Source organism: Pseudonocardia kujensis (genome assembly GCF_021283305.1).
Lineage (GTDB): Bacteria > Actinomycetota > Actinomycetes > Mycobacteriales > Pseudonocardiaceae > Pseudonocardia > Pseudonocardia kujensis.
In genome coordinates this window covers 1-24,820 of sequence record NZ_JAJSOK010000009.1, presented here as the reverse complement: position 1 = coordinate 24,820, position 24,820 = coordinate 1, and the positions used below count along the sequence as shown (strand labels likewise).

At 73.8% G+C, this 24,820-nt stretch carries 23 protein-coding genes and 1 pseudogene; 9 read left to right on the top strand and 15 right to left on the bottom strand.

All coding sequences use genetic code 11. From position 1 onward, the window contains the following. Positions 1-100: 100 nt before the first annotated feature. Positions 101-262 carry a hypothetical protein gene (locus LWC35_RS08990; protein ID WP_232869584.1) on the bottom strand — a complete coding sequence of 54 codons (162 nt, stop codon included), beginning with the start codon at positions 260-262 and terminating at the stop codon, positions 101-103. A 107-nt stretch (positions 263-369) separates the two neighbouring features. Between LWC35_RS08990 and LWC35_RS08985 the strand changes: the two genes are divergently transcribed. Beyond that, positions 370-1,206, top strand: coding sequence for a LysR family transcriptional regulator (locus tag LWC35_RS08985; RefSeq protein ID WP_232869583.1), 837 nt, complete (start codon positions 370-372; stop codon positions 1,204-1,206). Between the two features lie 109 nt (positions 1,207-1,315). On the opposite strand, the pseudogene LWC35_RS08980 reads toward LWC35_RS08985, so the two are convergent. Both LWC35_RS08980 and LWC35_RS08975 read right to left on the bottom strand, forming a co-directional pair. Further along, positions 1,316-1,606: pseudogene (locus LWC35_RS08980) on the bottom strand (aldo/keto reductase); the annotation flags it as partial. A 382-nt stretch (positions 1,607-1,988) separates the two neighbouring features. Then, positions 1,989-2,906 carry a hypothetical protein gene (locus LWC35_RS08975; RefSeq protein ID WP_232869582.1) on the bottom strand — a complete coding sequence of 306 codons (918 nt, stop codon included), beginning with the start codon at positions 2,904-2,906 and terminating at the stop codon, positions 1,989-1,991. 726 nt (positions 2,907-3,632) lie between these two features. Here LWC35_RS08975 and LWC35_RS08970 point away from each other — a divergent pair. Beyond that, positions 3,633-3,914, top strand: coding sequence for a hypothetical protein (locus LWC35_RS08970; protein ID WP_232869581.1), 282 nt, complete (start codon positions 3,633-3,635; stop codon positions 3,912-3,914). Between the two features lie 159 nt (positions 3,915-4,073). Here the strand turns inward: LWC35_RS08970 and LWC35_RS08965 are convergent, their stop codons facing one another. Together LWC35_RS08965 and LWC35_RS08960 are read right to left on the bottom strand one after the other, a co-directional pair. Then, the gene (locus tag LWC35_RS08965) at positions 4,074-4,256 is read right to left on the bottom strand and encodes a hypothetical protein (RefSeq protein WP_232869580.1); all 183 of its coding nucleotides are present in this window, start codon (positions 4,254-4,256) and stop codon (positions 4,074-4,076) included. Positions 4,257-4,309: 53 nt separating this feature from the next. Continuing rightward, positions 4,310-4,915, bottom strand: a complete 606-nt coding sequence (locus LWC35_RS08960; protein ID WP_232869579.1) for a hypothetical protein — start codon at positions 4,913-4,915, stop codon at positions 4,310-4,312. 526 nt (positions 4,916-5,441) lie between these two features. Between LWC35_RS08960 and LWC35_RS08955 the strand changes: the two genes are divergently transcribed. Together LWC35_RS08955 and LWC35_RS08950 are read left to right on the top strand one after the other, a co-directional pair. Next, positions 5,442-6,338: an SDR family oxidoreductase gene (locus tag LWC35_RS08955; protein ID WP_232869578.1), complete on the top strand. Its 897-nt coding sequence runs from the start codon at positions 5,442-5,444 to the stop codon at positions 6,336-6,338. Positions 6,339-6,406: 68 nt separating this feature from the next. Next, positions 6,407-6,799, top strand: coding sequence for an STAS domain-containing protein (locus LWC35_RS08950; protein ID WP_232869577.1), 393 nt, complete (start codon positions 6,407-6,409; stop codon positions 6,797-6,799). Between the two features lie 117 nt (positions 6,800-6,916). Here the strand turns inward: LWC35_RS08950 and LWC35_RS08945 are convergent, their stop codons facing one another. From LWC35_RS08945 to LWC35_RS08920, 6 genes are all read right to left on the bottom strand, one after another. Beyond that, positions 6,917-7,303 carry a VOC family protein gene (locus tag LWC35_RS08945; RefSeq protein ID WP_232869576.1) on the bottom strand — a complete coding sequence of 129 codons (387 nt, stop codon included), beginning with the start codon at positions 7,301-7,303 and terminating at the stop codon, positions 6,917-6,919. Positions 7,304-7,830: 527 nt separating this feature from the next. After that, positions 7,831-9,156 carry an MFS transporter gene (locus tag LWC35_RS08940; RefSeq protein ID WP_232869575.1) on the bottom strand — a complete coding sequence of 442 codons (1,326 nt, stop codon included), beginning with the start codon at positions 9,154-9,156 and terminating at the stop codon, positions 7,831-7,833. A 211-nt stretch (positions 9,157-9,367) separates the two neighbouring features. Beyond that, positions 9,368-11,095, bottom strand: coding sequence for an anti-sigma factor RsbA family regulatory protein (locus LWC35_RS08935; protein WP_232869574.1), 1,728 nt, complete (start codon positions 11,093-11,095; stop codon positions 9,368-9,370). Between the two features lie 229 nt (positions 11,096-11,324). After that, on the bottom strand, positions 11,325-12,977 hold the full coding sequence (locus tag LWC35_RS08930) for a class I adenylate-forming enzyme family protein (protein ID WP_232869573.1): 1,653 nt from the start codon (positions 12,975-12,977) through the stop codon (positions 11,325-11,327). Between the two features lie 8 nt (positions 12,978-12,985). After that, complete coding sequence (locus tag LWC35_RS08925) at positions 12,986-13,954, bottom strand: cyclase family protein (protein ID WP_232869572.1); 969 nt, start codon at positions 13,952-13,954, stop codon at positions 12,986-12,988. A gap of 153 nt (positions 13,955-14,107) precedes the next feature. Then, positions 14,108-14,986: a TetR-type transcription factor C-terminal domain-containing protein gene (locus tag LWC35_RS08920; RefSeq protein ID WP_232869571.1), complete on the bottom strand. Its 879-nt coding sequence runs from the start codon at positions 14,984-14,986 to the stop codon at positions 14,108-14,110. 83 nt (positions 14,987-15,069) lie between these two features. Between LWC35_RS08920 and LWC35_RS08915 the strand changes: the two genes are divergently transcribed. After that, positions 15,070-16,749, top strand: coding sequence for a class I adenylate-forming enzyme family protein (locus LWC35_RS08915; RefSeq protein WP_232869570.1), 1,680 nt, complete (start codon positions 15,070-15,072; stop codon positions 16,747-16,749). 106 nt (positions 16,750-16,855) lie between these two features. Here the strand turns inward: LWC35_RS08915 and LWC35_RS08910 are convergent, their stop codons facing one another. Both LWC35_RS08910 and LWC35_RS08905 read right to left on the bottom strand, forming a co-directional pair. Beyond that, positions 16,856-17,794, bottom strand: coding sequence for an NADP-dependent oxidoreductase (locus LWC35_RS08910; protein WP_232869569.1), 939 nt, complete (start codon positions 17,792-17,794; stop codon positions 16,856-16,858). Between the two features lie 101 nt (positions 17,795-17,895). Further along, entirely contained in the window at positions 17,896-18,534 is a 639-nt protein-coding gene (locus LWC35_RS08905; protein ID WP_232869568.1) for an HD domain-containing protein, read from the bottom strand. A 204-nt stretch (positions 18,535-18,738) separates the two neighbouring features. Here LWC35_RS08905 and LWC35_RS08900 point away from each other — a divergent pair, with 204 nt between their 5' ends. The 4 genes from LWC35_RS08900 to LWC35_RS08885 all read left to right on the top strand — a co-directional run bounded on the left by LWC35_RS08900 (position 18,739) and on the right by LWC35_RS08885 (position 23,253). Continuing rightward, positions 18,739-19,821, top strand: coding sequence for a GlxA family transcriptional regulator (locus LWC35_RS08900; RefSeq protein ID WP_232869567.1), 1,083 nt, complete (start codon positions 18,739-18,741; stop codon positions 19,819-19,821). 72 nt (positions 19,822-19,893) lie between these two features. Then, positions 19,894-21,039 (top strand): App1 family protein phosphatidate phosphatase, encoded by a 1,146-nt coding sequence (locus LWC35_RS08895; protein WP_232869566.1) that lies wholly within the window; start codon positions 19,894-19,896, stop codon positions 21,037-21,039. Between the two features lie 289 nt (positions 21,040-21,328). Further along, a complete protein-coding gene (locus tag LWC35_RS08890) occupies positions 21,329-22,495 on the top strand; it encodes a Mur ligase family protein (RefSeq protein ID WP_232869565.1) in 1,167 nt (388 codons plus the stop codon). Positions 22,496-22,500: 5 nt separating this feature from the next. Then, positions 22,501-23,253 (top strand): type 1 glutamine amidotransferase, encoded by a 753-nt coding sequence (locus tag LWC35_RS08885; protein ID WP_232869564.1) that lies wholly within the window; start codon positions 22,501-22,503, stop codon positions 23,251-23,253. Between the two features lie 54 nt (positions 23,254-23,307). On the opposite strand, the gene LWC35_RS08880 is transcribed toward LWC35_RS08885, so the two are convergent. Beyond that, a complete protein-coding gene (locus tag LWC35_RS08880) occupies positions 23,308-24,219 on the bottom strand; it encodes a phosphatase PAP2 family protein (protein ID WP_232869563.1) in 912 nt (303 codons plus the stop codon). A 49-nt stretch (positions 24,220-24,268) separates the two neighbouring features. Beyond that, a partial coding sequence (locus LWC35_RS08875; RefSeq protein WP_232869562.1) for a sensor histidine kinase occupies positions 24,269-24,820 on the bottom strand: 552 nt, incomplete at its 5' end.

The window sequence follows — 24,820 nt, the reverse complement described above, 5'->3', positions numbered from 1 at the left end:
TGACCTCAAGGGACGGCGGGAGGCGCGCGGATCGAGGCCGTCCGCCGCGGAGCACGGCGGGGCCGAAGTGGTGGAGCAGGTCTGCGATCAGGCGCAGGGGTCAGGCACTGCGCGGCCCGCGACGACACGTCGCGGTCGAGGTGCGGCCGAGATCGACCGCGAGCCGGCGCGTCAGCCCGGGGGCCTCGACACTGAAAGTGATCACGACGGCAGGGGCGACACCCACGCAGGGGTGCGCCACGCACTGCTCGTCGCTCGTCACGCCAGGATCGTGACACTCCGCCGCGCCGAACGTCCAACTCGGGAATCCGATCACAGTCGATAGGAAAGCTCTATCGGTTGTGCTGCACTGGCACGGTGACGCATGCCATGACCGCCCCGAACCGGACGCTCGACGTCGTTGCGCTGCGGAGCTTCGTCGCGGTCTGCGACCACGGCGGCTTCCACCGCGCCGCCGAGGTCCTGCACGTCAGCCAGCCGACCGTGAGCCACCACGTCCGGCGGTTGGAGGCCGCCTGCGGCCAACCCCTGTTCCGCAAAGTGGGACGGGCATCGCGGCTCACCGCCGCCGGGGAGATGCTGCTGCCCGAGGCACGCCGAATGCTCGCGCTGCACGACCAGGTGCTCGCCCGGCTCTCGGCCCCGGCGCCGGCGTCGTTGACCCTCGGCTCCACCGAGCACGCCGCGGACCTGCTGCTCCCGCGCCTGACCGGGGTGCTCGGGGGCAGCGTGCGCTACCGCCTCGATCGCGGCGTGAACCTGCGCGCCGCGCTGGACCGCGGTGACTTGGACCTGGCGCTGGTCATGGGTGAGGCCGTCGACGACCGGTCCGCCGATGCCGGCGAGCTCGACCTGCACTGGTTCGCCGCGCCCGGGTGGCGACCACCGGGTGGCGCGCTCCCGCTCGTCGCTCTCGATGAACCCTGTGCCGTGCGCGACCGCGCCCTGACCACCCTCGCCGCGGCTGCGCGGCCGGTCACCGTGGCCTGCGAGGCGGCCTACCTGGCCGGGGTGCTCGCAGCCGCCCGCGCAGGACTGGGGATCGCCCTGCTGGCGACCATGGGCAGCACCCCTGAGGGCCTGGTCCGTCGCGACGACCTGCCACCCGTCCCCGCACTGCCGATGTCCGTCCGCTGCCGCGCGGGCATGCCGGCCGAGACGCTCGCGGGCGTTGCCGCTGCGGCCGGCGCTGCGCTGATCGATTGACCGGTCCTTTCGGTCGAGCCGCAGAATGTCCGGACAGCATCCGGAGCGCCGAGGTCGAGGGCCACCGAATCCCGCCGCTGCCCGCCGACCGGAAGGGCGCCTGCCGCCGCAGGTCCTCGGGGTGCCTGGCGACGGGCCAGCCACCCTCGGCGTCGCGGTCGGCGCCGACCTCGGTGACGATGTGCAGCGGCTCGGGGTAGCGGTGCAGCGCCTCGCGGATCAGCTCGTTGGTGAGGCGCGGCCCGTAGGCGCCGCTGGTGTCGATGTGGGTGATGCCGTGCTCGACCGCCGCGCGCAGGACGGCCAGCGCGCCGTCGTGGTCGCCGGGTGGGCCCATCACCCGGGGGCCGGCCAGCTGCAATGCGCCGTACCCGAATCGTGTGACGGTCAGGTCGCCCATCGTCCACGTGCCGCCGGGAAGGGGGCAGTCGGTGCAGTCATCGTCGGCTTTCGGTGTCGATTCCGGGACTGGCCTGTGCTCCGCACTTGACCAGCAGAAACTTCCAACGCTTGATCGCCGCAGGGCGGCGGCGTGGCACCACAGGTGGGACCGGACCGCAGGGCCCGGGCGCCGCAGCCGCTCGACGAGGTCGTCCCGGCGGTACGCGCCGGGACGACCTCGGTCGCCAGGTCCACGGTCGCGCGGGCGTAGCACACCGCGGCGCTCGGTCCCTGTTTCTGGATCATGCTTGCCCCCGGACCGGGCCGTCACCCCCGAGGGCCCTTGCGGCGCGGTCGCGGACCGCGCCGCCCGGTCGCGGACCGCGCCGCCCGGTCGCGGGTCAGACGTGCTCGACCCCGACCTCGTGCGACCCCATGTCGTGGTGCTCCTCGTGGCCGCGGGTCTCGGTCCGGTCGTGGGCGTAGCGGTCTTCGTGCTCGGAGCGGACGTCCTGGTGCTCGTACCGGTGCTCGTCCTCGCGGTGCTGGTCGTCGCGGCGGTCGAAGCGGTGCTCGTCCCGGCCCCGGTGCTCGTCCCGGCTGCGGTCGCGGTGCCCGTCGCGCTCGCGGTGGTCCTCGCGGTCGCGGTGTTCGCCGCCGCCGCGCCGGGTGCCCTCGAAGCGCCGGCCCTGCTCGCCGCGGTCGTGGTGCTCGCCCCGGTGCTCCTCGCGGTGCTCCTCGCGCCCGCGGTACCTCTCCTCGCGGCCGCGGCCCTCCTCGCGCCCGCGGTACCCCTCCTCGCGGTCCCGGTGCTCCTCGCGCCCGCGGTCGCGGTACTCGTCGCGGTCGCGGTGGTCGTCGTGGTCGCGGTGTTCGCCGCCGCCACGCCGGGTGCCCTCGAAGTACCGGCCCCGCTCCCCGCGGTCGGGGTGCTCGCCCCGGTACCCGTCGCGGTGCTCCTCGCGCCCGCGGTACCTCTCCTCGCGGTCCCGGTGCTCCTCGCGGTCCCGGTGCTCGTCCCGGCCCCGCTCGCGGTGCTCCTGCCGCCCCCGCTCCCGGTGCTGCTCCTGCTCCCGGTGCTGCTCCCGCTCCCGGTGCTGGCGCTCGCGCTGTTCCTCCCGCTCGCGCTCGCGGTGCTGCTCGCGCTCGCGATCCCGTACGTCGCGGTACTGCCGCTGCTCGTTCCCGAAGACGTCCCCGCTGCGGGTGTGCTCACCCGTGCTCCGGTCGGCCAGGGCGGTGGGGCGGCCCATGGCGGGAGTGGTAGCGCCGAGCTCGGCATCCTGGCTGGTCGCGGTGCTGTCACTGGTAGGGGTCATGGCTGCGTCCATCGGATCGTTCCTCCTCAGTCCCGGGGCATCTCCCCGGTGACCCAAGGGTGGGCGTCACGGCGCGCTCGCACCGTCGGTCGACCGAGCCACTGGCCGGAGGGTCGTGCCGTCCCCCGATCGACCGACGCGCCGCTCTGACCCGTACGACCCGAGCCGCCGCGCTGCGGGTGCCGCCGCTGCTCTCGGTCGACCACGAGGAGGGCCTCCGCGAGGGGAGGAGGACGTCGTCCTCGGCGCGTCCGAGCTCCGTCCGGCGCAGGCTGAGGGCGTCGGCAGGGTCCTCGGGCCGACCTCGTGGAAGGACGTCCGGTGATGTACCGGTGGGGCGATCACGTGGGCGGCGACGGCGCCGACGCCCACTGTCAGCTGGGCAACCTCACGTCCTCGGCCGCCGTGGTGGTCGACCGGCTGGAGGAGTTGTTCGCACGGAGCCGACGACCGACGGCTGGTGCGCGCAGAGTCGTCGGCCAGATCACGCCCTTCCTCTCGCGGTCGACGGGATCCACACGTGAACTCCGCCCGGCCGGGGACGGGGCGAGCACCTTTGCCGCGTCAAGCCGGCGACATCACGCGGCGGCGAAGCGGCCCGGCGAGCCTTCACCTCTGGCTCGGACACGCTCCGGGTGACGAGCGAGAGCGTTTGTGGACGCAAGTTCCGGGTACGCCGACGTCGACCGAACCACCGTGTCCACCCGTCACCGCGAGGAGGGCAGGATGAACGCGCACGGCGTCCCCCACGACGAGGTCGACAACCAGCCGGCCTTGGTCGCTCCTCGTGAAGCCGTGCTCGCGTTCCTCTCCGACGACCACAACGCCGACCAGGGGCTGGCAGCGGCAAGGGCCGTCATCGACGCGGTCGTCGCCGAGGCCGGAGCCGACGGAGTGAGAGACGCTGCTGTGGAGCTTGCCTCTCGGCTCGCCTCCGCGCTGGAGCGAATTGCCACCGAGCAGGGGCTGGTGGCGAGCGAGCTTGCCGAGGTCTGGTTCCTCGACTGAGTCCGGGCCCGACGGTACGAGTGCCAGTCGACGCCGCCCGGTTCCACGGTGCGCGAAGGGCTGGGCGCGCTCCCCGATCCCGCGGGTCAGGGCCGTGACCTGCTCCGCCCGAGAGGTCAGCCTCGGCTGCCCGGACCGGGAGGATCGGAGGGACGCCGGTCAGCCACGCAGCCAGGTCTGATCCACCCAGGCGCTGACGTCGATGCCGTGCCGGTCGGCTATCTCGATGAGGTCCTCGAGGCGTGCGCGGTGCCGCGCTTCCTCGTACGGCTCGTCGGCTTCGACAGCGGCGACGAGGCGCTCCTGGGCCGCCGTGATCTGTATCCGCAGCTCCTCGATCACGATGGTCGTCTCCTTCCGCGCGTCGACGGGTGCAGCAGTCCGCGGAGGCGAGATCAGGCGGACCGCGCGGTCCGGCGGACCAGCACGTACGACTCGGACCGGGGAAGGCTCGTTCCGGCCTGCAGCGGGGCGTCGGCGGGCAGTTCCTCGAGGAGGGCGTCGGCGCGGCCCGCCGCGTCCTGGTTCGCCCAGGTGGTCACGAGCAGCAGGCTGCCGTTCTTCCGGTCGACCAGCATCTCGGAGCTGCAGAGGCCGGAGCCGGCGGACATGCGGTGCAGGAGCTCGTCCTGGACGAAGGCGATCCCGGCGTCGATCCTCGCCGGCTCGAGCTGCACCCGGGTCATCCGCACTGCCGCACCCGGATCGGGAACCGCGGGTCGTTCGGCGACGACGACCTCGAAGCTCTCGGCGACCAGCTCACCACCCGCCGCCACCGCGGCGCCCTCACGGGCCCGGGTCAGGACGGCCCCGGAGGAATGCTGCGGATCGTCCCAGTAGGACATCGCGACGATGACGCCGCCTTCCGGGTCGACGAGCGTGGTCAGCCCCCGGTTCCCGTCCGTCGACTCGACCGCGCTCCGATCGGACTCCTCGATGTGGGCGACGCCGGAGTCGACCTTGGCTCGCTGCCCGAAAATCGTGTTGACCCGCGCGTACATCGGGAGCCTCCTCAGCGCCCCACCACGGTGTGAGGCTCTCTCACTATCGCGCTCCGTGCGGGCCCTCGACAGAAGGCGCCAGACCCTGATGGTGTGCCGTGCGCCACAGAGAACGCACTCCCGCGTCCCACGCCGGTGCCGGGCCGGGTCCAGCGTGAGCGTTGTGGGTGTTGAGGGCCGGACGCGGCGGGTGGGGCGTCAGAGGGACCGCCCCTCGACGCCCCGGAGGGACGTTGACGGCCAGGTCCGACCAGCGTGAGTTCGCCGTAGCGGAACTCCCCGTCGGGCTGGTGCCACCGCCGTCGCGGGCCGGATCCGCCTGCTCCGATGACCGCGTGGGCCATCGCCGCGTCGATCCAGCCGCTGACCAACCCGCCCTGCACGACGCCCCCCCGAGTGGCACATGTGCATCGCGTCCGGGCACCTCGGAGCGCGAGCACGACAGGATCTCCTCGCCGCCGGCGCGGGGATTCGGCGTCGGGAGGAGGGGAACGCCCCTGTCGACCGACAGCCGTGGGAGGCGCGAATGGGCAAGGACCAGTTCACCCAGCAGGACCCGACCGAGCAGCACGCCGCTCCGGGCAGCGGCGACCGGACCGTCGAGTGGCCCGGCCGCACCGCCGACATGGACGTGCGGCCCGACCACGGCGAGGAGACCTACCGCGGGTCCGGACGTCTCGAGGGCAAGAAGGCGGTGATCACCGGCGGTGACTCCGGGATCGGCCGCGCCGTCGCGATCGCGTTCGCACGCGAGGGCGCCGACGTGCTCATCACGTACCTCGAGGAGGAGAAGGACGACGCCGAGGAGACCGCCCGCTGGGTGCGGGAGGCGGGCCGCACGGTGGTCACGATGGCGACCGACCTGCGCGAGGAGCAGAACTGCCGGGAGGTCGTCGAACGGGCGGTGACCGAGCTCGGCGGGATCGACGTGCTGGTCAGCAACGCCGCCTACCAGATGTCGCAGGACGGCGGCATCGAGGACATCACCACCGAGCAGTTCGACCGGGTGATGAAGACCAACGTCTACGCGTTGTTCTGGCTCGCCAAGGCCGCCGTGCCGCACATGGCGCCCGGCTCCTCGGTGATCGCCACGACGTCGGTACAGGCCTTCCAGCCCTCGCCGCACCTGCTCGACTACGCCACGTCGAAGGCGGCGATCATGAACTTCGTCAAGGGCCTGGGGCACGATCTCGTCGGCCGCGGGATCCGGGCCAACGCCGTGGCGCCGGGACCGGTGTGGACCCCGTTGATCCCGGCGACGATGGACGAGAAGAAGCTCGACTCGTTCGGCGCGCAGGCGCCGATGGGCCGGGCCGCGCAGCCGGCCGAGCTCGCCCCCTTCTACGTGTTCCTCGCCTCCCAGGAGTCGAGCTACATGACCTCGGAGGTCCTGGGCGTCACCGGAGGCTCGCCCATCACCTGACCCGACCCGGGTTCGCGTGGTTTGAGGGCGGCACGGTCGGGGATGCCCCCGGGGTGGGAGGTACACGGATGTCGTCCGCGTCCGAGGAGTTGGGCTGCTCCTTCCGTCGCTCCGGGGACGCGGTGGTCCTCGCGCTGAGCGGGCCGGTCGACTACACGACCGTCCAGCAGGTGTGTGCCGCCCTCGAGCGGGCGTTCGCAGATCGCTCGTCCCGAGCGGTGGTCCTGGATCTGAGCGAGGTGGACTTCCTCGGCTCGGCAGGGATCGGCGCCCTCGTCGACGCGGCGAAGGCGCAGGGCGACGACGTCCTGCTGCGGGTCGTGGTCGACCGGACCCGACCCGTCATCCGGCCGATCCAGCTGACCGGGCTCGACACCGTGTTGGCGCTCTATCGCGCCCGCGAGGACGCTGTGCGCGACGTCCACCGGTGGACGGGAACCTCCTCGGAGACGCCCTCCTGAGGCAGGCTCCTCCGCTGGGCGACGGGGTGCAGCACGAGACGACGCCGATGACCGCGAGGAGGTCAGCGGCGGGTCTCCGGGCCGGCAGCGCGGGGGACCTCGTCGCGGTGGTCCTGCTCAGCCGCCGCTGCCGTAGGGGCGCGTCAGGAGCTCCAGGTAGTGGCCGTCCGGGCTGGCGAAGTACACGCCCCGACCACCGTCCCTGGTGTTGATCCGGCCTTCACCGTGCGGCGGGTGCGGCTCGGCCCAGTAGCGGACGCCCTGGTCGGTGATCCTGGCGAAGATCTCGTCGAACTCGGCCTCGGTGACGAGGAAGGCGTAGTGCTGGGGGTGCACGTCCTCGTCGGTGCTGGCGAAGTCCAGGCTCATCCCGTGGGCCAGGGTCACCACCTGGAACGGCCCGAACGGCTGCGGCTCGGGCAGGCCGAGCAGCTCCGCCAGGAACTTCGCCCCGGCCACCTTGTCCTTGCTCGCGACGATCGTGTGGTTCAGCTCGACGGCCATGATCGTTCCTCCTGGTCGGTCCTCGCCGGTGGGCAGCCGGCCGCCGGCCCGATGGCGCCCGGGCGCCGGCGACCCGGTGACCACGCTAGAAGCTCGACCCGGGTTGAGTTCAAGTCCTGCACGGCGGTGGAGCCGGCGGCAGCCTCCTCGATCTGGCAGGGCCGACCACTTCGCGATCGATCATCGTCGAGCCCCGCCTGGCGGGGCGGTTCGCGCGCGCAGCCAGGTCGTCGTCCCCGGTGCGAGGCCTCGCGACTTCGGGGTGCGCTCCACGGCCGTCACGATCAGGGCCGCGTCCTCGGGCAGGCACCATTTCACCGCGTGGTAGACCTCGGAGAGCGACGCCCCGCTCGTGAGCAGCAGGAGTCCCGGCGCGGCTGTCCGGACCTCCTCCCAGGGGCCGGTGAGGTCGACGGCTGGCCGCGATGTCCAGGCGAGGTAGACCGACACTCCGGTGTGTACCCGAGCCGACGCCGGTCCACCCGGCTCACCTGCCCCGCCTCGTCACGATCGTGCCCGGGGGGACCTCAGACCGCGGTCAGCGACCGCTCGTGTGTCTCCGGCAGGCGGCGCAGGCAGCCGAGGGCGATCGCCAGCAGCCCCGCCATGCACACGCCGAGGGCGGTCGGGCCCCAGGCCGAGGCGGTCAGCGGGGCGGCGACCAGGAGGATGAGGGCGCCGCCGGCGACCCCGCCGAGGTTGTAGCTCATCCCGGCTCCCGTGTAGCGGTACCGGGTCGGGAACATCTCCGGCACGTAGGCGCCGAGCGGGCCGTAGGCCGGTCCGACGAGGGCGAGCAGGACGACGATCCCGGTGGCGATCGCGACGGGCGAGCGGGTGTCGAGCAGCGGGAAGAGCACCAGCGACCACACGGCCAGGCCGAGGCAGCCCGCGAGCACGACCCGGCGTCGCCCGAGCCGGTCGGACAGGACGGCGGCGGAGGCGGTGGTCGCCACCGACACCAGCGCGCCGACGAGGTCGATCACGAGGATCTCCGCCTTGCTCATGCCCAGGCTGCCGGTCGCGTAGCCGGTCAGGTAGGCCGTGGCGATGGACATGCAGGCGAACACGCCGGTCGCCAGGCCGGTCGCGAGCAGCATGGTCCTGGGCCGGTGCCGCCACACCTCCAGGAACGGCACGCCGCGGCGGGAGGCGGTGCGTGTGGCCTCGGTGAAGACGGGCGTCTCCTCGGTGTGCAGGCGCACGTAGAGCCCGACGCCGATCAGCAGCGCGCTGAGCAGGAACGGCACGCGCCAGCCCCAGGACAGGAAGGCCGCGCTCGTCTCGCCCGTCCCGAGATCGACGGCGAGGAAGGTGACGGCGGCGAGCGCGAACGCGACGGTCGCGCCGACCTGCGGGTAGAGGGCGAAGCGGCCGCGCTGCCCGTCCGGGGCGTTCTCGGTCGCGAACAGGGCGGCCCCGGCCCATTCCCCGCCCACGGCCAGGCCCTGCGCGGCGCGCAGGACGACCAGGAGGATCGGGGCGGCGACGCCGATCGTCGCGGCACCGGGCATCAGGCCGACGGCGACGGTGCACAGGCCCATCGTCACCAGCGTGACGATCAGGGTGCGCTTGCGGCCGAGCCGGTCGCCGACGTGGCCGAAGAGGATCGACCCGACCGGCCGGAACACGTACACCAGGGCGAAGGTGCCGAACGCCGCGATCGCGCCGACCGCGCCGTCCGTGTGCGGGAAGAAGACCTTGGGGAAGACGAGCGCGGCGGCGGTGCCGTAGATGAAGTAGTCGTAGAACTCGATCGTGGTGCCGGCCATGCTGGCGAGGTTGATCCGGCGGGTCGCGGTGCGGCCGGGCCGTGCCGCCGGTGTCGGCGGGGCGAGGACGGCGGTCGACATGGGCCTCTCTTCCGGTCGGTGCGGTGGGTGACCCTCAGCGTCGGCCGGTGCGGGCGCTGCCGGGATCGACCGACCGGCCGGGCTCACCGACGACGCCGGGCCCGGGCGATCGGGGGACGTGCCGCCCGCCACCCGGGTGTGCCGCCGAAGCACGACGTGACCCGGGCCTCGGCCGTCCGCCTGACCATGAGCGAGGTCGACGGTCGTCGCCTCACCCCGTGGCACCCCTCGGTGGCTCCGGCGGTTCCGGCGGCTCCGGGGGCCCGGGCGACGGTCGGGAGCCCGGCTCGGGCCTCGGCTGCAGCGAGCGGGGGATGTAGAGACCCCGGCGGGCGGCCCGGCCGAGGGCGAGCGCGCGGTCGGGGGCGTCGAGTGCGGCGGTGATGTGCTCGACGCGGCCGGTGACGGTGTCCTCGGGCAGGTGCAGCCGGGTGGCGATCCCGGCGTCCGACCAGCCGTCGATCAGCAGCCCGAGGACGCTCAGGTCGAGCGGGGTGAGCCGGTGCAGGTCCGGCGGTGGCGAGAGCAGCAGGAGTGCCCCCCGGCCGGTGCCCGGGGGGCAGCGCAGCGCGGTGACCCGGAGCAAGCCGCCGGCGGGGTCGGGGGCGAGGAACCGGGTTCGGTCACCGCCCCCGTCGAGGTGGCGGACCGCGGCGGCCGGCACGGCCGAGTGGGCGTCGAGGAGCTGGTGGCCGGGCAGCTCACCGAACGGCAGGACCCGGCCGGAGCGGGTGAGCACGGCACCGGCGACCGCCTTGTGGACGGCGATGCCGAGTGCGGTGCCGTGCAACGGGTCGAGCGCGCGTCCGGCGACCAGGGCGGCGAGGCGGGTCTCGGTCTCGAGCAGACGCCGCCGACGTCGCACGACGTGCGTGCGGGCGGCGTCGGCGCGTCGCCGGCACCGTTCGGCGCGGGCCCGGGCGTCGTCGGCCCTGCGTCGGGCGGTCTCGGCACGGGCCCGGGCCGCGCCGGCGGCGCTTCCCGCGGAGGCGGGGGAGCGCCCACCGCGCAGCCGGACGACGAAGCCGTCGGCTCCCGTGAGGAGGGCGATGTCGATGTTCGTGAGCTGGTGGCTGAGCCAGAGTCCGAGGCCGGCGCCGGTGGAACCGCGGGGAGCGGGGACCAGGCCGGTGAGGGGGTCGGGCGGTCCGGGGCCGGCGTCGTGCACCCGCACGAGGATCCGGGCCGCGTCCGTCCAGCCGGTCACGGTGAGGGGCGGCCGTCCGTGCAGCCGGGCATTGGTGACGGCCTCCGAGACCGCGAAGAGCAACTCGGTGGCGGTGGCGGGGTCGACCCGCTCACGCGCGGCCTCCGCCACCCGGCGCCGCGTCTCCCCCAGCGACGGGTCGACCAGCACGAGGTCCGGACCCGCCCGTTCCAGCGGGTCGACCGCGACTGGCAGGCGCTCGAACTCGGCGACCTCCTGGTAGCGGGGGCTCGCGCGGCCGCCCTCGGGCGTCAGGAGGCGACGATGGGTGCGTTCGACGACGTCGCGGACGGGCCGGGACACGGTGGTGGCGTCGTACAGGCAGCGGCTGTACACGGGGTAGTCCTGCCAGACGACGTTGACGGCGGACTCGTACCGGTCCCACCCGGCGAAGCGGCCGCCGTTGCCCTCGTGCGGGACGTCGCCGGCGATGCGGATCTGCTCGGCGCCGGCCGCCAGGTGGCGCTCGAACTGCTGTCGGTAGGCCTCGATCGCGCCCGCGGGCGTCGCGTACAGCCGCCCGTCGACGACGAAGTCGACCGCGTCGGTCCGGGGCAGCGCCGCCCGCAGCAGGTCGCACTTGCGCTCGTCGTAGCCGAGGACGACCGGTTCGCCGGCGTCCAGTCCGCCGGTCACGAACGGCACGATCATCGCCAGGAAGTCGGCGTCCGAGGAGTAGAAGCCGGCCTCGTGCACGTGCCCGGCGCGGCCGCGGGCTGATCCTGTCCTCATCCGTGCGCTCCGGGGTCGTGCCGTTCCGTTCCGGCGACGCCGTCGGCCGGGCCCGGAGCGGCGGGGTGTGACCGAAGGGCCCGCGTACCCCGTTCGCACGGTTCTAGTCGTCGGCGACGCCGCCTGCTTCCCGCGGGGAGCGGTGAAGGTCCGCAGGGCGGGCACCGTGCGCGCCCGCCCTGCGGACTCGGACCGGTCAGGTCGTCGACGACCTCTGCGGCGGCGACACCTAGCGGCTGCGCAGCTCCCGTCGCAGCACCTTGCCGCTGACCGTCTTCGGGATCTCGTCGAGGATCTCGACCTGGCGGGGATACTTGTAGGCCGCCATCCGCTCCCTGGTGAAGGCGATGATCTCCTCGGGGGTGGCCGCGGCCCCACCCTTGAGCGAGACGAAGGCCTTCACCGTCTCGCCGCGGTACTCGTCCGGGACCCCGACGACCGCGGCCTCGCGGACCGCCGGGTGCTCGTAGAGGACGTCCTCGACCTCGCGGGGCCAGATCTTGTACCCGCCGGCGTTGATCTGGTCCTTCTTGCGGTCGATGATGTAGAACCAGCCCTGGGCGTCCATGTAGCCGACGTCGCCGGTGTGCAGGACGCCGCCGGGCAGCGCCTTCGCCGTCTCCTCGGGCTTGTTCCAGTACCCCGCGACCACCTGGGGCCCGGCCGTGACCAGCTCGCCGATCTCGCCGACGGGCAGGTCGTTGCCCTCCTCGTCGACGATGCGCACGACCGTGTCGTACACGGGCACGCCGACCGACAGGGCGCCGGAGTCGGGGTCGACCGGCGCCTCGGCGTGGAAGGGCACGCCGTGGGACGGGGAGGTCGTCTCGGTCAGGCCGTAGATGTTGTGGATGTAGTGGCCGAAGGCGTCCCGGAAGGCGTCGACGGTGCTCGGCGGGATGGGCGCCCCGCCGGAGTACACCTTGGTCAACGACGTCAGCTTCGACTTGTCGGCGTTCGGGGCGTTCATCAGGGCGATGAACACGGTGATCGAGCCGACGGTGAAGGTCGCCCCCTCGGCCTCGGCGATGTCGAGGGTGAGCGCCGGGTCGAGCCGGTACATCAGCACCAGCGGCGCGCCCGCGAGGAGCGACACGGCGATGTGCCCGACGAGCCCGGTGATGTGGAACAGCGGGGCGATGCCCAGCACGACGTCGTCCGGCCCGATCCCGATCCAGTCGCGGTAGGTCCGGGCGTTGAAGACGACGTTGCGGTGCGTGGTCATGGCGCCCTTGGGTGGCCCCGTGGTCCCCGAGGTGTAGGTCAGGAAGGCGACGTCGTCGGGGCCGAGCGTGACCTGCGGCGGAGCGGTCCCGCGGTGGGCGTCGAGCAGTGCGACGAGGTCCAGCGTGCCCGGGCAGGCGATCCGCTCGACCCCCGCGAACACCGCGGGCTCGTCGCGGCTCTGGAAGTCCAGCTCGGAGGTGGTGATCACGATGCGCACCGACGACCCGTCGAGGACCTTCGAGGCCACGTCGCGGTGCAGCGACTGCAGCGCGACCAGCACGGTGGCGCCCGAGTCGGTCAGCAGCTCCTCGAGCTCCCGCTCCTTGTTCATCGGGTTGATCGACACGGCGATCCCGCCGGCCTTCCAGGCGCCGACCTGGGCGATCACGAACTGCGGCACGTTCTGCGCGAAGATCGCGACCCGCTCACCCGGCCGGAAGCCCTCGGCCGTGATGCCCGCCGCGAACGCGTCGGTCAGCTCATCGAGCTCGGCGAAGCCGATGTGGCGGTCGAAGTAGCGGATCGCGTCCGCCGACCCGGACCGCGCAACGGTGTCCCGGAACATGTCGAGCGCGGAGGCGTACTCCGGCGTGATCGAGTGGGGCTGGCCCTGGTCGTAGCGGGCGAGCCAGGGCTTGTCGTCGTAGACGGACACCGGGTCTCCTAGCGGATGGCGATGGGGTTGACGGGGGCTCCGGTGCCGTGGACGACCTTGAGCGGGGCGGCGGCGTAGAGGAAGGACCAGCGGTTGTCGGCGGCGCAGGCGTCGGCGAGGTCGTCGAGCCAGGCGATCTCGGTGAGGGTGACGCCGAGGTTGCGCATCAGCGCACAGTGCAGGGGCAGCGCGACCCCGGAGTTCGGGTCGGCGGTGACCTCGTTGGCGATGGTGTCGGTGACCAGGTTGGGGATCTCGCGCTCCTGGAACCACTCGACGAGCTCGCGGGAGTAGGTCAGGCCGGGCTCGACGAAGCCGTCGTAGAAGCTCTCGGGGTCGTTGAGCTCGTACCAGTACTTCATCCAGCCGGTGCGGATGACGAGGATGTCGTGCTTCTCGATCTCGACACCCTGGTTCTTCGCGGCGGCCTCGAGGTCGGTGTGGTCGAAGGTCTCGCCCTTGTCGAGCCAGGGCTTGCCGCGGTGGCGGGCCATGTCGATGAGCACCCCGCGGCCGACGACGCCCTTCTCGGCGATGGGCAGCACCGAGGCCTTGTCCATGGCGTCGATGGTGGTGCGGGCGTCGTAGCCGTTCCAGAGCTGGCCGTCGTACCAGACGTGTCCGAGGGCGTCGTACTGGGTGGAGCCCTGCAGGAAGAGGTGCGCGGTGTCGTCGGCGTAGTGCAGGCCGCCGGGGAAGGCGGGGGCGTTCTCGCCGTCCCAGGTGCCCTCGTCGAGCTCGTTCTGCCGGGTCATGCCCTGGCGGCCGGGCCAGATGGGGTCGCCGGGGCTCTCGGTGCGGCCCATGTGGATCTGCAGGGTGAAGACCTGGCCGGACCGGACGTGTTGCACGCCGCGCAGGACCTCGCCGGCGTCGAGGTAGTTCAGGCAGCCCAGCTCGTCGTCGGGCCCCCACCTGCCCCAGTTCGTGGGGGCGTCGTCGCCGAGGAGCTCGCGCATCGCAGGGACTTCGGACATCGTTGTCTCCTCCACAGCTGAACAAGGCCCGAGCGTCAGAACGTTCGCTCGGTTCGAGTTCAGGATGATGCTGACGAGCCCGGTCGGCGTCAAGCCTCCGCAGCGATCACGAGCGGGAGGGGCGACGGGCGGGAGGGGCGCGACGGGGGAGGTTCAGGGCTGCTGAACAGAGGAGTCGGGCTGCTCCGCGGCGCAGCGCATCATGTCCAGCGCCAGCTCGGCGTACCGGCGTGCCAGCTGCGCGGGTGGCTCCGGGGATCCCGCACCGGGAAACCAGTAGGGGAGCGTGAGGCACATCGTGGTGATCGCGCGGGTGGTCGTCGGGAGGTCGCGGGGCCCGCAGCGGGCGGCGTCGACCAACCGGGCCGCCGCGCCGTCGAGGGCCTTCTGCACCTGACGCTGGACGCCGCTGAGCCGGCTCCGGTTGGGTTCCTCGACGCTGCGCATCTCGGTGAGGACGATGTAGGCCAGCTCGGCCCGCTCGGTGTGGAACAGCACGAGGGCCTCGACGGTGTTCGTGAACTGCTGCACCGGGTCGCCGGCCTCGTGGACGGCCGCGTCGACCCGCCGGTGCAGGTCCGTCAGGGCGAGGTCGAGGAGGGCGACGAGCAGATGCTGCTTGCTCGGGTAGTGGTGGTACATCCCGGCGATGCTGATGTCCGCGCCCGTGGCGATGACGCGCATCGTCGCCCCGTGGTAGCCGGTCTCGTTGAACACCTCGACGGCGGAGCCGAGCACCGGGTCGAGCTCCAGGGGACCGAAGTCGCGCCAGCCCGTCCACGGCGCCGGCCGTGGGTCCGGCGCCGCCGACACCGCCGGTGGCGCCTTGAGCTCGAGCAGCTCGCCGGCCGCCATCCCCACGCGGCGGGCGATCTGCTGCAACCGGTCGACCGTCAGCCCGACCTTGCCGTTCTCGATGGCGCTCATGGTCCCGACGCTCACGCCGAGGTCCGCGGCGAGCTGGCGCAGGGTGAGGCCGGCCTGCTGACGGGCGAGGCGGACGGCCACGCCCCCGGCCGGCTGTTCGGGCATGCTGAACAGAGTACGGGGATCGGTGCGGTCCGTAGACTCCCGCTCGTGGCACCGCTCGCACTCACGACGACCGGCGCACGACCGTGATCACGGACGCCGGGCGGCCCTGGCTGGCGCACTACCCCGCGGGGCGGCCCGCCTCGGTGACGGTGGAGTTCGAGTCGGCGCTGGCCCTGTTCACCGCCGCCGTGGCGGCGGCACCCGACGCGCCGGCCGTCTGCTACTTCGGCAGGACGCTGAGCTGGGCGGAGCTCGACCGGGCTTCGGATGCCCTGGCCTCGCTCCTCGTCTCGCGCGGCTTCGCCCCGGGGGACCGGCTCGCGCTGTACCTGCAGAACGACCCGGCCTTCGTGGTCGGGCTCCTGGCGGCGTGGAAGGCGCGCGGCATCGCCGCGCTGGTCAGCCCGATGAGCAAGCGGGACGAGCTCGACCTCGCCCTGCGGGACTTCGCCCCGGCGGCGCTCCTCGCCCTCGACGACCTGTACGAGGACGTGGCGCGCGGGGTGCTGCAGCAGGGCGACGTCGGCGTGCACACCGTGGTCACCGTGTCCCCGTCGGACGAGCAGGACCGCGGCGACCCCCGGGTCTTCGAGGGGATGTCCCGCCGTCGACCGGCGGACACCCTCGACCTGTACGCCCTCGTCGGGTCCTTCTCCGGGCCGGGACCACAGCCAGCCGCGCCCGCCCGGTCCGACGTCGCCGTGCTCGCCCCCACGTCGGGGACCACCGGGGAGCCGAAGGCGGCGATGCTGACGCACGGCAACCTGGCCTTCAACGCGCAGACCTACCGCGACTGGACGGGCCTCCGCCCGGGCGAGCCGGTCCTCGCCATGGCGCCGGTCTTCCACGTCACGGGGCTCGTCGCCGGGATCCTGGTGGCCTTCCTGCTGCGCTCGCCCCTCGTGCTGACCCACCGCTTCCACCCGGCCGTGGTGCTCGACGCGATCCGCGAGTGTCGCCCCGTGTTCGCCGTCGCCCCGATCACGGCGTACATCGCCCTCGCGGAGGAGCCCGCGCTCGCGCCGGGGGACCTGTCGTCCTTGCGCCTGGCCTACTCCGGGGGCTCGCCGATCCTCCCCGAGGTCGCCGACCGGCTCGAGACCGTCCTCGGCCGGTACATCCACAACGTCTACGGCCAGACCGAGGCGTCCTCGCCCACGCACATGGTCCCGCCGGGCACCCGCGCTCCGGTCGACCCCGAGACCGGCGTGCTGTCCGTCGGGCTCCCGGTGTTCGACACCATGGTCCGGGTCGTCGACGACCGGGGAGCCACCCTGCCGCCGGGCCGGATCGGCGAGCTCGTCACCGACGGTCCGCAGGTCGCGCCCGGGTACTGGCGACGGCCGGACGAGACCGCGCTGGCGTTCGTCGACGGCGCGCTGAAGACGGGCGACGTGGGCTTCATGGACGCCGACGGCTGGTTCTACGTCGTCGACCGCAGCACCGACCTGATCAACGCCGCCGGCTACAAGGTGTGGCCCCACGAGGTCGAGCAGGTGCTCGCCACCCACCCCGCGGTACAGGAGGCCGCGGTCGTCGCCATCGCCGACGACTACCGCGGCCAGTCCACCCGTGCGTACGTCGCGCTGCGCCCCGAGGCGTCGGCGACGGAGGTGGAGCTCATCGAGTACTGCCGTGGCCGGATGGCCGCCTACAAGTACCCGCGCGAGATCGAGATCGTCCACGCGCTGCCGCGTTCGGTCACGGGCAAGCTCCTGCGTCGCGAGCTGCGCCGTCGCCGACCGGGCGGCCGTCCGCGATGACCGTTTCGCTGTGAACCGGGCCGGAGGCCTCGACGACGGAAGGCCGACCGGCCCGACGGGCCCACGCATGGGTGGATCCACCTTGCACGAGCCGGCCGCAGGCCGATCACGAACGCTCCGTTCCCTCCTCGTGCGCGACCTGGATGATCGTCTTCCCGGGCGTGCGGCGGTGGCGCGCGAACGCGTCGGCCGTCTCCTCGAGGGGGCGGACGGCGCCGACGAGGGGCTCGAGGCGCCCCTCGCGGAGGCGCCGGGCCAGGTCCGCGAGCCGGGCGCGGTCGGGTTCGACCACGAAGAAGATCGCGCGGCCGTCGGCGGGTTGCAGGGCGGGTGGTTCGGCGACGGTCACGAGGGTGCCGCCGGGGCGCACGAGGCCAGTCGAGCGCTTGAGGACGTCGCCGCCGATCACGTCGAGGACCACGTCGACCTGGCCGGCCCCCTCCAGGGCGCCGGCGTCGAGGTTCAGGAACGCGTGGGCACCGAGGCCGAGCGCGACGTCGCGGTCCTCGGCCCGCCCGGTGCCGATGACGTGGGCTCCGACGTCGCGGGCGAGTTGGACGGCGATCGACCCGACGCCGCCGGCGGCGCCGTGGATCAGCACGGTCTGCCCGGCGGTGAGCCGCGCGTGGTCGAACAGGCCCTGCCACGCGGTCAGCCCGGAGATGGGTAGCGCGGCGGCCACGGTGTGGTCGATGTCGGCGGGCAGGGGGGCGAGGTTGCGGGCCTCGACGGCGGTGTACTCGGCGAGGGAGCCGTTGCGGGTCCAGTCGGTGAGGCCGAACACCCGTTGTCCGACGGTGAGGCCGGTGGTGCCGTAGCCCAGTTCGACGACGATCCCGGAGAGCTCGTGTCCGGGCACGCTGGGGGTGCGGTCGTGGCCGGCCCGGTCGGTCCAGGTGGCGGGCCAGTCGAGCTCGCCGGGGGTGAAGCCGGCGGCGTAAACCTGCACGATGACGTCGTTCTCGGCGGCGTGGGGGTGGGGCAGGTCGGTCAGGGTGAGTCCGTTGATGCCGGCGTCACGGTCGCGGACGGTGATGGCGCGCATGTCGGTTCCTTTCCGGGGGTGGCTCGCCGGGCGGTGGTGTCGTGGCCGGCGTCGGGTGGGGTGGACGGCGTCGGTGGGTGGGGTGCTCGTCGCTGTCCGGGTCAGCTCGGCCAGGCCGAGCCGAGGATGCGTTCGACGGTGGTCGTCCGCGGCCGGCCGGGCCGGAAGTGCGCGAGGACGTCGGCGTTCACGGTGCCGTTGGTGGTCTCGGGGCGGTTCTTCAGGCCGTCGTAGTACGTGCGCAGGAACTCGTTCTTGAAGTCGCCGCGCGGGTGGGCGGCGAGGATCTCCTCGGTCTGGTCGGCGTCGAGTTCGGCCAGGCCGAAGCCGACGACGTCGGTGAGCACACCGAGATGCGTGGTGGCGATCTCCGGGCCCATGCGGGCGGGGATCCCGGGCGTCGTGTGCAGCGCGATCGCGGTCCACACGGTGTCCGCGGCGGTGGACGGGAAGCCGCGTTCGCGCAGGAACCTGCGTGCGTGGTCGGCGCCGTCGATCTCGAACCGCTGCTCCACGTCGGAGAACGGGGTGGCCAGACCCGTGTCGTGGAACAGGGCGGCCAGGTAGAGAAGTTCGGGATCCGGCACCACACCGAGCCGGCGGGCGTGGATCCGGCCGAAGAAGAAGACCCGGCGGGAATGGTGGTAGACGAGCGGGCTGGTGGTGTCCCGGACGAGACGGGTCGCCTCGGCGACCGCCGCCGTCTCGGGCACCTCCACGCCCGCGATGACCTCCGACATGACTGTTCGCCCTCCTCGGGTGGTTGTCGTCCAGGTGCCCGACCTCGATGCTGCCGACCTTCCCGGGTCGCGCGCCGCCTCCGTCCGGCCAGGAACTCCTCGGATCAGGACGGTGGCGCACGCGGTGCGCGCCGCCGGCCAGGCGGCGGCCCGGTGCGCGGCCGGGACCCGGCGCCGGAGTACCTGAGGGCGGTTTAATGACGCGTGTCCTCGTCCACCGCCTCCGCGACCGCCCGGCCCTCGGCCCCGCACGCACCTCCCGGGCGGTCGGCCGGAGGAGGGACGACGGGCGGCGCGGACGTCGCCCCGCGCCGCGTCGCGTTCCTCGTCTACGACGGCGTGACCCTGCTGGACGTCGCGGGTCCGGCGGAGGTGTTCCAGGAGGCGAACCGGTTCGGCGCCGACTACGCCATCGTGCTGCAGTCACCGACCGGCGCGGACGTCACGTCGAACCTCGGGTTCACGGTCGCCGTCGAGAGCGCCGTCACCTGTGCGCCGTGCCCGGACACGTACCTGGTCGCCGGCTCGGGCCTGTATCCGCGAACACCCGTGGCCCGGGAACTGGCAGAGGCCGCGCGGGTGCCGGCCGCCGGGGCCCGCCGCGTCGCGTCGATCTGCACGGGCGCGTTCGTCCTCGCCGCCGCCGGCCTCCTCGACGGCAAGCGTGCGACCACGCACTGGCAGGTCACGCACGAGCTCGCCGCCCGGTGCCCGACGTGCCGCGTCGAGCCCGACGCGATCTACGTCCGGGACGGCAGCACGTACACGTCGGCGGGGGTCACCGCCGGGATCGACCTGGCGCTCGCCCTCGTGGAGGAGGACCACGGATCGGACCTGGCCCGTGACGTCGCCCGCGCCCTGGTGGTCTACATGCAGCGTTCGGGCGGGCAGTCGCAGTTCTCCGCCCCGCTGCAGGGGCCGCCACCCCGTTCCTCGGCCCTGCGGAAGGTCACCGACCTGGTGACGGCGGACCCCGGGGGGAGCCACTCGCTGGGTGAGCTCGCGAGACACCTCGACATCAGCACCCGGCAGCTCACCCGCCTGTTCCACGACGAACTGTCCACCACACCGGGCCGGTACGTGGAGAACATCCGGTTCGACATGGCGAGGGCACTGCTCGACCAGGGGCACACCGCGACGCAGGCCGCGGCCCGCGCCGGGTTCCCCAGCTACGAGAGCATGCGCCGGGTGTTCGCGAAGAAGCTGTCCCTCAGCCCCGCGGCCTACCGGCGTCGCTTCGGCACCGCCCGCCGTGGTGGGCAGGACCGGGGGCCGCCCCTCGCCTGAGGGACGCACCCCGGCGAGCCCGGTGGCCGGCCCGGGTGGCGCGCTGATCGTCTCCGCGACACGCTGAGCGGCGTGAAGCGCGCGCAGGTGAAGGCCGTCCTCGTCCGGGTGGCCGTGGCGGCGGAGCGCGTGCTGGGGCGCCTCGTCATGATCGTCGTGGTGATCCGGGGGCGCCGTCGGCCGCTCGTCATCCCGTTCATCGGGCACGGCTCTCCCCGGCGTGTGCGGATCGGCGCCCGGGTCGCGATGGGACACCCCGACGCCGTCGTCGACGACGACCACGCCTCCGGCCCGCGCTCGCGGCGGCAGGTGCTGCTCGCGAGCCTGAGCCGCTTCTTCACCCTCGAGCTGGGCGAGGCGCGCGTCGCGATCGGCACGCCTGCCGGGGTGCAGCACGTCCGGGCGGACGTCGAGGGGTACGTGGACGCCGTGATCGAGCAGCCGGGTCTGGAACCCGGCTGGCAGGAGGCCGAGCTGACCCTCGAGGACGGGACGGCTGCGCGGGCGAAGGTCCTGGTCGTCGACCCGCGGGCGGACGTGGCCCTCGTCAGCGACGTCGACGACACGATCCTGGAGACCGGCCTGACGCGCGGCCTGGCGTTCCTGCGGGCGACGCTGCTGACCGAGACCGCGGACCGGGCACCGCTGCCCGGCTCGGCCGCGCTGTACCGGGCGCTGGTGTCGCCGCCCTCCGGGGTGTGCAGGCCGGTGTTCTACGTGTCGACCAGTCCGTGGAACCTGCACGGCACGCTGCTGGAGTTCATCGCGCTGCGGGCGTTCCCGCTCGGCCCGCTGCTGCTCACGGACTGGGGTCCGGGGCATGGCAACCTGTTCCGCATCGGTGCGCGCGAGCACAAGACCGGCCTGATCACGCGGATCCTGGACGAGCACCCGGGGCTCGGACTGGTCCTCGTCGGCGACACCGGCCAGCTCGACCCGGAGATCTACGCGGCGGTCGCGGAGGCGCACCCGGACCGGATCCGCGCGGTCTACGTGCGCCGGCCGCCGGGGTGGACCCCGCGGCGGGACGCCGAGGTCCGGGCGTTGGCGGAGCGGGTGAGCGCGCGGGGGGTGCCGATGCTGGCGGTGGACGACAGCACCGAGATCGCCGAGCACGCGGCCTCGATCGGGCTGCTCGACCCCGCCGAGATCCCGGCGATCCGGGCCGCGACGGCCGAGGGCAGGCGCACCGGAGCGGTCGGGGCTGCCCTTCGGTGACGACGCCTCCCGGGCTCGGGAGCGCGGAGCGCGCAGACCGGGTCGGTCCGCGAGGATCAGTTGGTCGGCACTGAGCGATCGGTTTGCCGATCGCTAACCCGGGCGCGGGCATCGTCGGGGTGTGTCCTGGTCCTCGTCGGGTGTCCGGTCCCGGCACGTGGGCGGGTCGTCCGCCGCGGCGACACCGGCTTCCCTGAACGTCCGTGCACGCCTGGCCGCCGGTGCCGGCCGCCTCACGACGACCGTGTGCCGGTCGGTGGGCCGGCCGGGTGGGGTCCTCGGGGGGCGCGTGGCCCTCGCCCTCGATCCGGGGCTGCTGGCCGAGCTGACGACCGCGCGACGGGTCGCGCTCGTCTCCGGCACCAACGGGAAGTCGACGACGACGGCGATGCTCGCCGCCGCCTTCGCGGTGCGCTCCCGCCCCGCGTGGAACCGCACCGGGGCCAACATGGTCGACGGGGCGCTGGCCGCGTTGCTCGACCACCCGGACGCGGACAGCGCGGTGCTGGAGATCGACGAGGGCTACCTGCCCGGGGTCGTCGCGCAGACCCGGCCGGCGTTCGTCGTGCTGCTGAACATGAGCAGGGACCAGCTGGACCGGGTCGGCGAGGTCGCCTCGGTCGTGCGCCGGATCAGGGCGGCACTGCTGGAGAGCCCGGGGACCACGGTGATCGCCAACGCCGGTGATCCGCTGGTCGTCGCGGCGGCGCAGGCGGCCGAGCACCGGATCTGGATCGCCCCGCCGCGGACGTGGCGACACGACGGCGTCACCTGCCTGCTGTGCGGTGGCCACATCGACCCCGTCGCCACGACGTGGGGGTGCACGGACTGTGCGCTGCGTGAACCGGCCCCGACCTGGACGGTGACCGAGGACGGGCACCTGACCGGGCCGGACGGGTACCGCCGGACCCTGGGGTTGCGGCTGCCCGGCACGGCGAACCTGGTCAACGCCTCGTTCGCGGTCGCTGCCGCGACCGCGTACGGCGTGGCGCCGGACCGGGCGGTCGACGCCGTGACCGGCCTGGACGAGATCGCGGGCCGCTACCGGTCGTTCCGCCGGGCAGACGGGGAGACCCGGCTGCTGCTGGCGAAGAACCCGGCGGGCTGGGCGGAGACGCTCGCCGTGATCGAGGCCTCGGAGGGTGCGGTGGTGATCGCGGTGAACGCACGGGAGGCGGACGGCCGCGACCCCTCCTGGCTCTGGGACGTGCCCTTCGAGCGGTTGCGCGGCCGGCGGGTGACCGCCAGTGGGGACCGGGCGGCGGACGTGGCGGTCCGGCTCGCCTACGCCGAGGTCGACCACGAGGTGGAGGCCGACCCGGTGGCGGCCGCGCGCCGGCTGGGCGTTCGGGTCGACGTGGCCGCGGACTACACCGCCTTCCTCGGCCTCCGCGCCCGGCTGGCCCGCACCGCCACGGAGAACCGGACGTGCCTGCCCGCGGACGGGACTCGGTGAACCGGATGTCCACCGAGTCGGCGGTGCGGATCGCCTCGGTCTCACCGGACCTGTTGGGCACCTACGGCGACAGGGGGAACGCCGAGGTGCTCCGGCAACGTCTGCGCTGGCGCGGACGCCGCGCCGAGATCGTGACCGTCACGGGCACGGTGCCGACCGGCTGCGACATCTACGTCCTCGGCGGAGGGGAGGACTCCGCGCAGGTCCTGGCCGCGCAGCGCGCGGCGCGCCCGCCGGGCCTGCGCGGGGCGGTCGAGCGGGGTGCCGTCGTGCTGGCGGTCTGCGCGGGCCTGCAGATCCTCGGGGAGCGCTTCGCCGGCCCCGACGGGACCGACCACGCGGGTCTGGGCCTGCTCGACGTGACGACGACCCGGCGCGCCCGCCGCGCCGTGGGGGAGGTCGTGGCCACACCGCTGGTGCCGGAGCTGGCCGGGGCGCCCCTGACGGGGTTCGAGAACCACGGGGGCGCGACCCGGCTGGGCCGGGCCGCCCGTCCGCTGGCCCGTGTCGAGTCCGGGGTGGGCAACGGCAGCACCCAGGGCAGCGGTCGGGGCACGGAAGGGGTGGTGGCGGGTCGGGTCGTCGGGACCTACCTGCACGGCCCGGTCCTCGCCCGCAATCCCGCGCTGGCGGACCTGCTGCTGGAGTGGGCCGTCGGTGAGCCGTTGCCGCCGCTTCGGGTGCCGGCGGTGGAGCAGCTCCGTGAACGACGGCTGCGCGCGCGCCGCCGCCGGCGCCTCATCCGACCGGCTCCCTGACTCCTCCGCACGCTCGCGGCCGGACCCGGGCCGGTGGGCCACCCACCCGATCGGTCAGCGCCGGCCGCGGGGTCGCGGGATCGGCGTCGTCGCCTGATCGCCGACGTCGTCTCCGGAGGGGGCTGCCGAGGGGTCGAGGGTGAACCGGACGGTCCGCGGATCCTCCGGGCGGGGCCCCGCGGTGTCCGCGGCCGACCCGTCGGCGGGCGGGCCCGGGTCGGGATCCGGCACCGGTACCGGCCGACGGTGCAGGAGGAGGGTGACGCACAGGGCCAGCCAGGTGGCGCCGACCAGCCACCCGTCGAGCACGTCGGTGAGCCAGTGCACGCCGAGATAGAGCCGGGACAGCCCGATGACGGCGACCGCCGCGACCGCGAGCACCACCGCGGCCGTGCGGACGGCGACCCCACGCAGCACGACGACGGCCACGGCGCAGAGGACGCCGAGGACGACCGTCGACCCGAGGGCGTGGCCGGACGGCAGGGAGTAGTTGGTCTCGACGGCCAGGCGGGTCGCCTCCGGGGGACGCGGCCGGTCGTAGACGTTCTTGAGCGTCTCGACGAGCACGCCCGCACCGGCGGAGGCGAGGACGACGACCACGGCCTCCCAGCGGCGACGGCGGAACCAGAGCACGAGGGTGGCGACCGCGGCGAGGACGGCCATCGCCGCGGTCCCGCCCACGGCCGAGATCGTCAGCGCCAGTGCCGTCGCGCCGGGGCTCCGGTGCCCGACGAACCAGTCCAGGACCGGCACGTCGGCCGCGGAGATCCCGTCCGGGTCGGCGACCGCGTCGACCACGGTGGCCTGCAGGGCGAACACGACCGCGGCGACGCCCGTCCCGATCGACGTCGCCGCGGACAGCCGCCTGCCGTGCGGGAGACGACCGCACACCGACAGCGCGGCCACGAGCGCCCACCCCACCAACGCCACGACGCCCAGGACCTGTTCGGTATCGGCAAACCTCATCCGTGCTCCGCTCTGCGAGAGACCGCCGAGACCGGCGACGCCCCGGACGTTAGGAGCCGTCGTCGCTGCGGACACCCAACGGACGGTTAGCGGTCGGCAAGACGTCGTCCGGACCCCGGGCCGCCGGCGGATCCGGGCACGCGGCGGCCCGGAGCAGGAGGGTGAACGTGGTGGGACGCGCGCGGGTCAGGGTGAGCCGTCCGCCCTCGGCCTCCGCGAGGCTGCGGCCGAGGGCGAGCCCGATGCCGTGCCCTTCGGACCGTCGCGCGCGCCGCGTGAACAGCTCCGCCGAGGTGTCCGGCGGGATCTCGCCCTCGTCGGCCACGTCGAGGGCGACGGCCCTGCCCACGCCGCGGGCCCGGACCGTGACCAGCCCGGAGCCGTGGCGCAGGGCGTTGTCCACCAGGACGTCGAGGACCTGGCGGGTCGCCGCCTCGGACGCGGCGACCGCGAGCCCACGGGGAGCCTCGAGCCCGACCGAGCGACCGGCCGCCTCGGACCGGGCGTGCCAGTCGCCGGCGAGGTCGGTGAGCAGGTCGGCGAGGACCAGCTCGTCGCGCGGCTCGTGGGTGTCGCGGGCGAGCGCGAGCAGGTCCTCGAT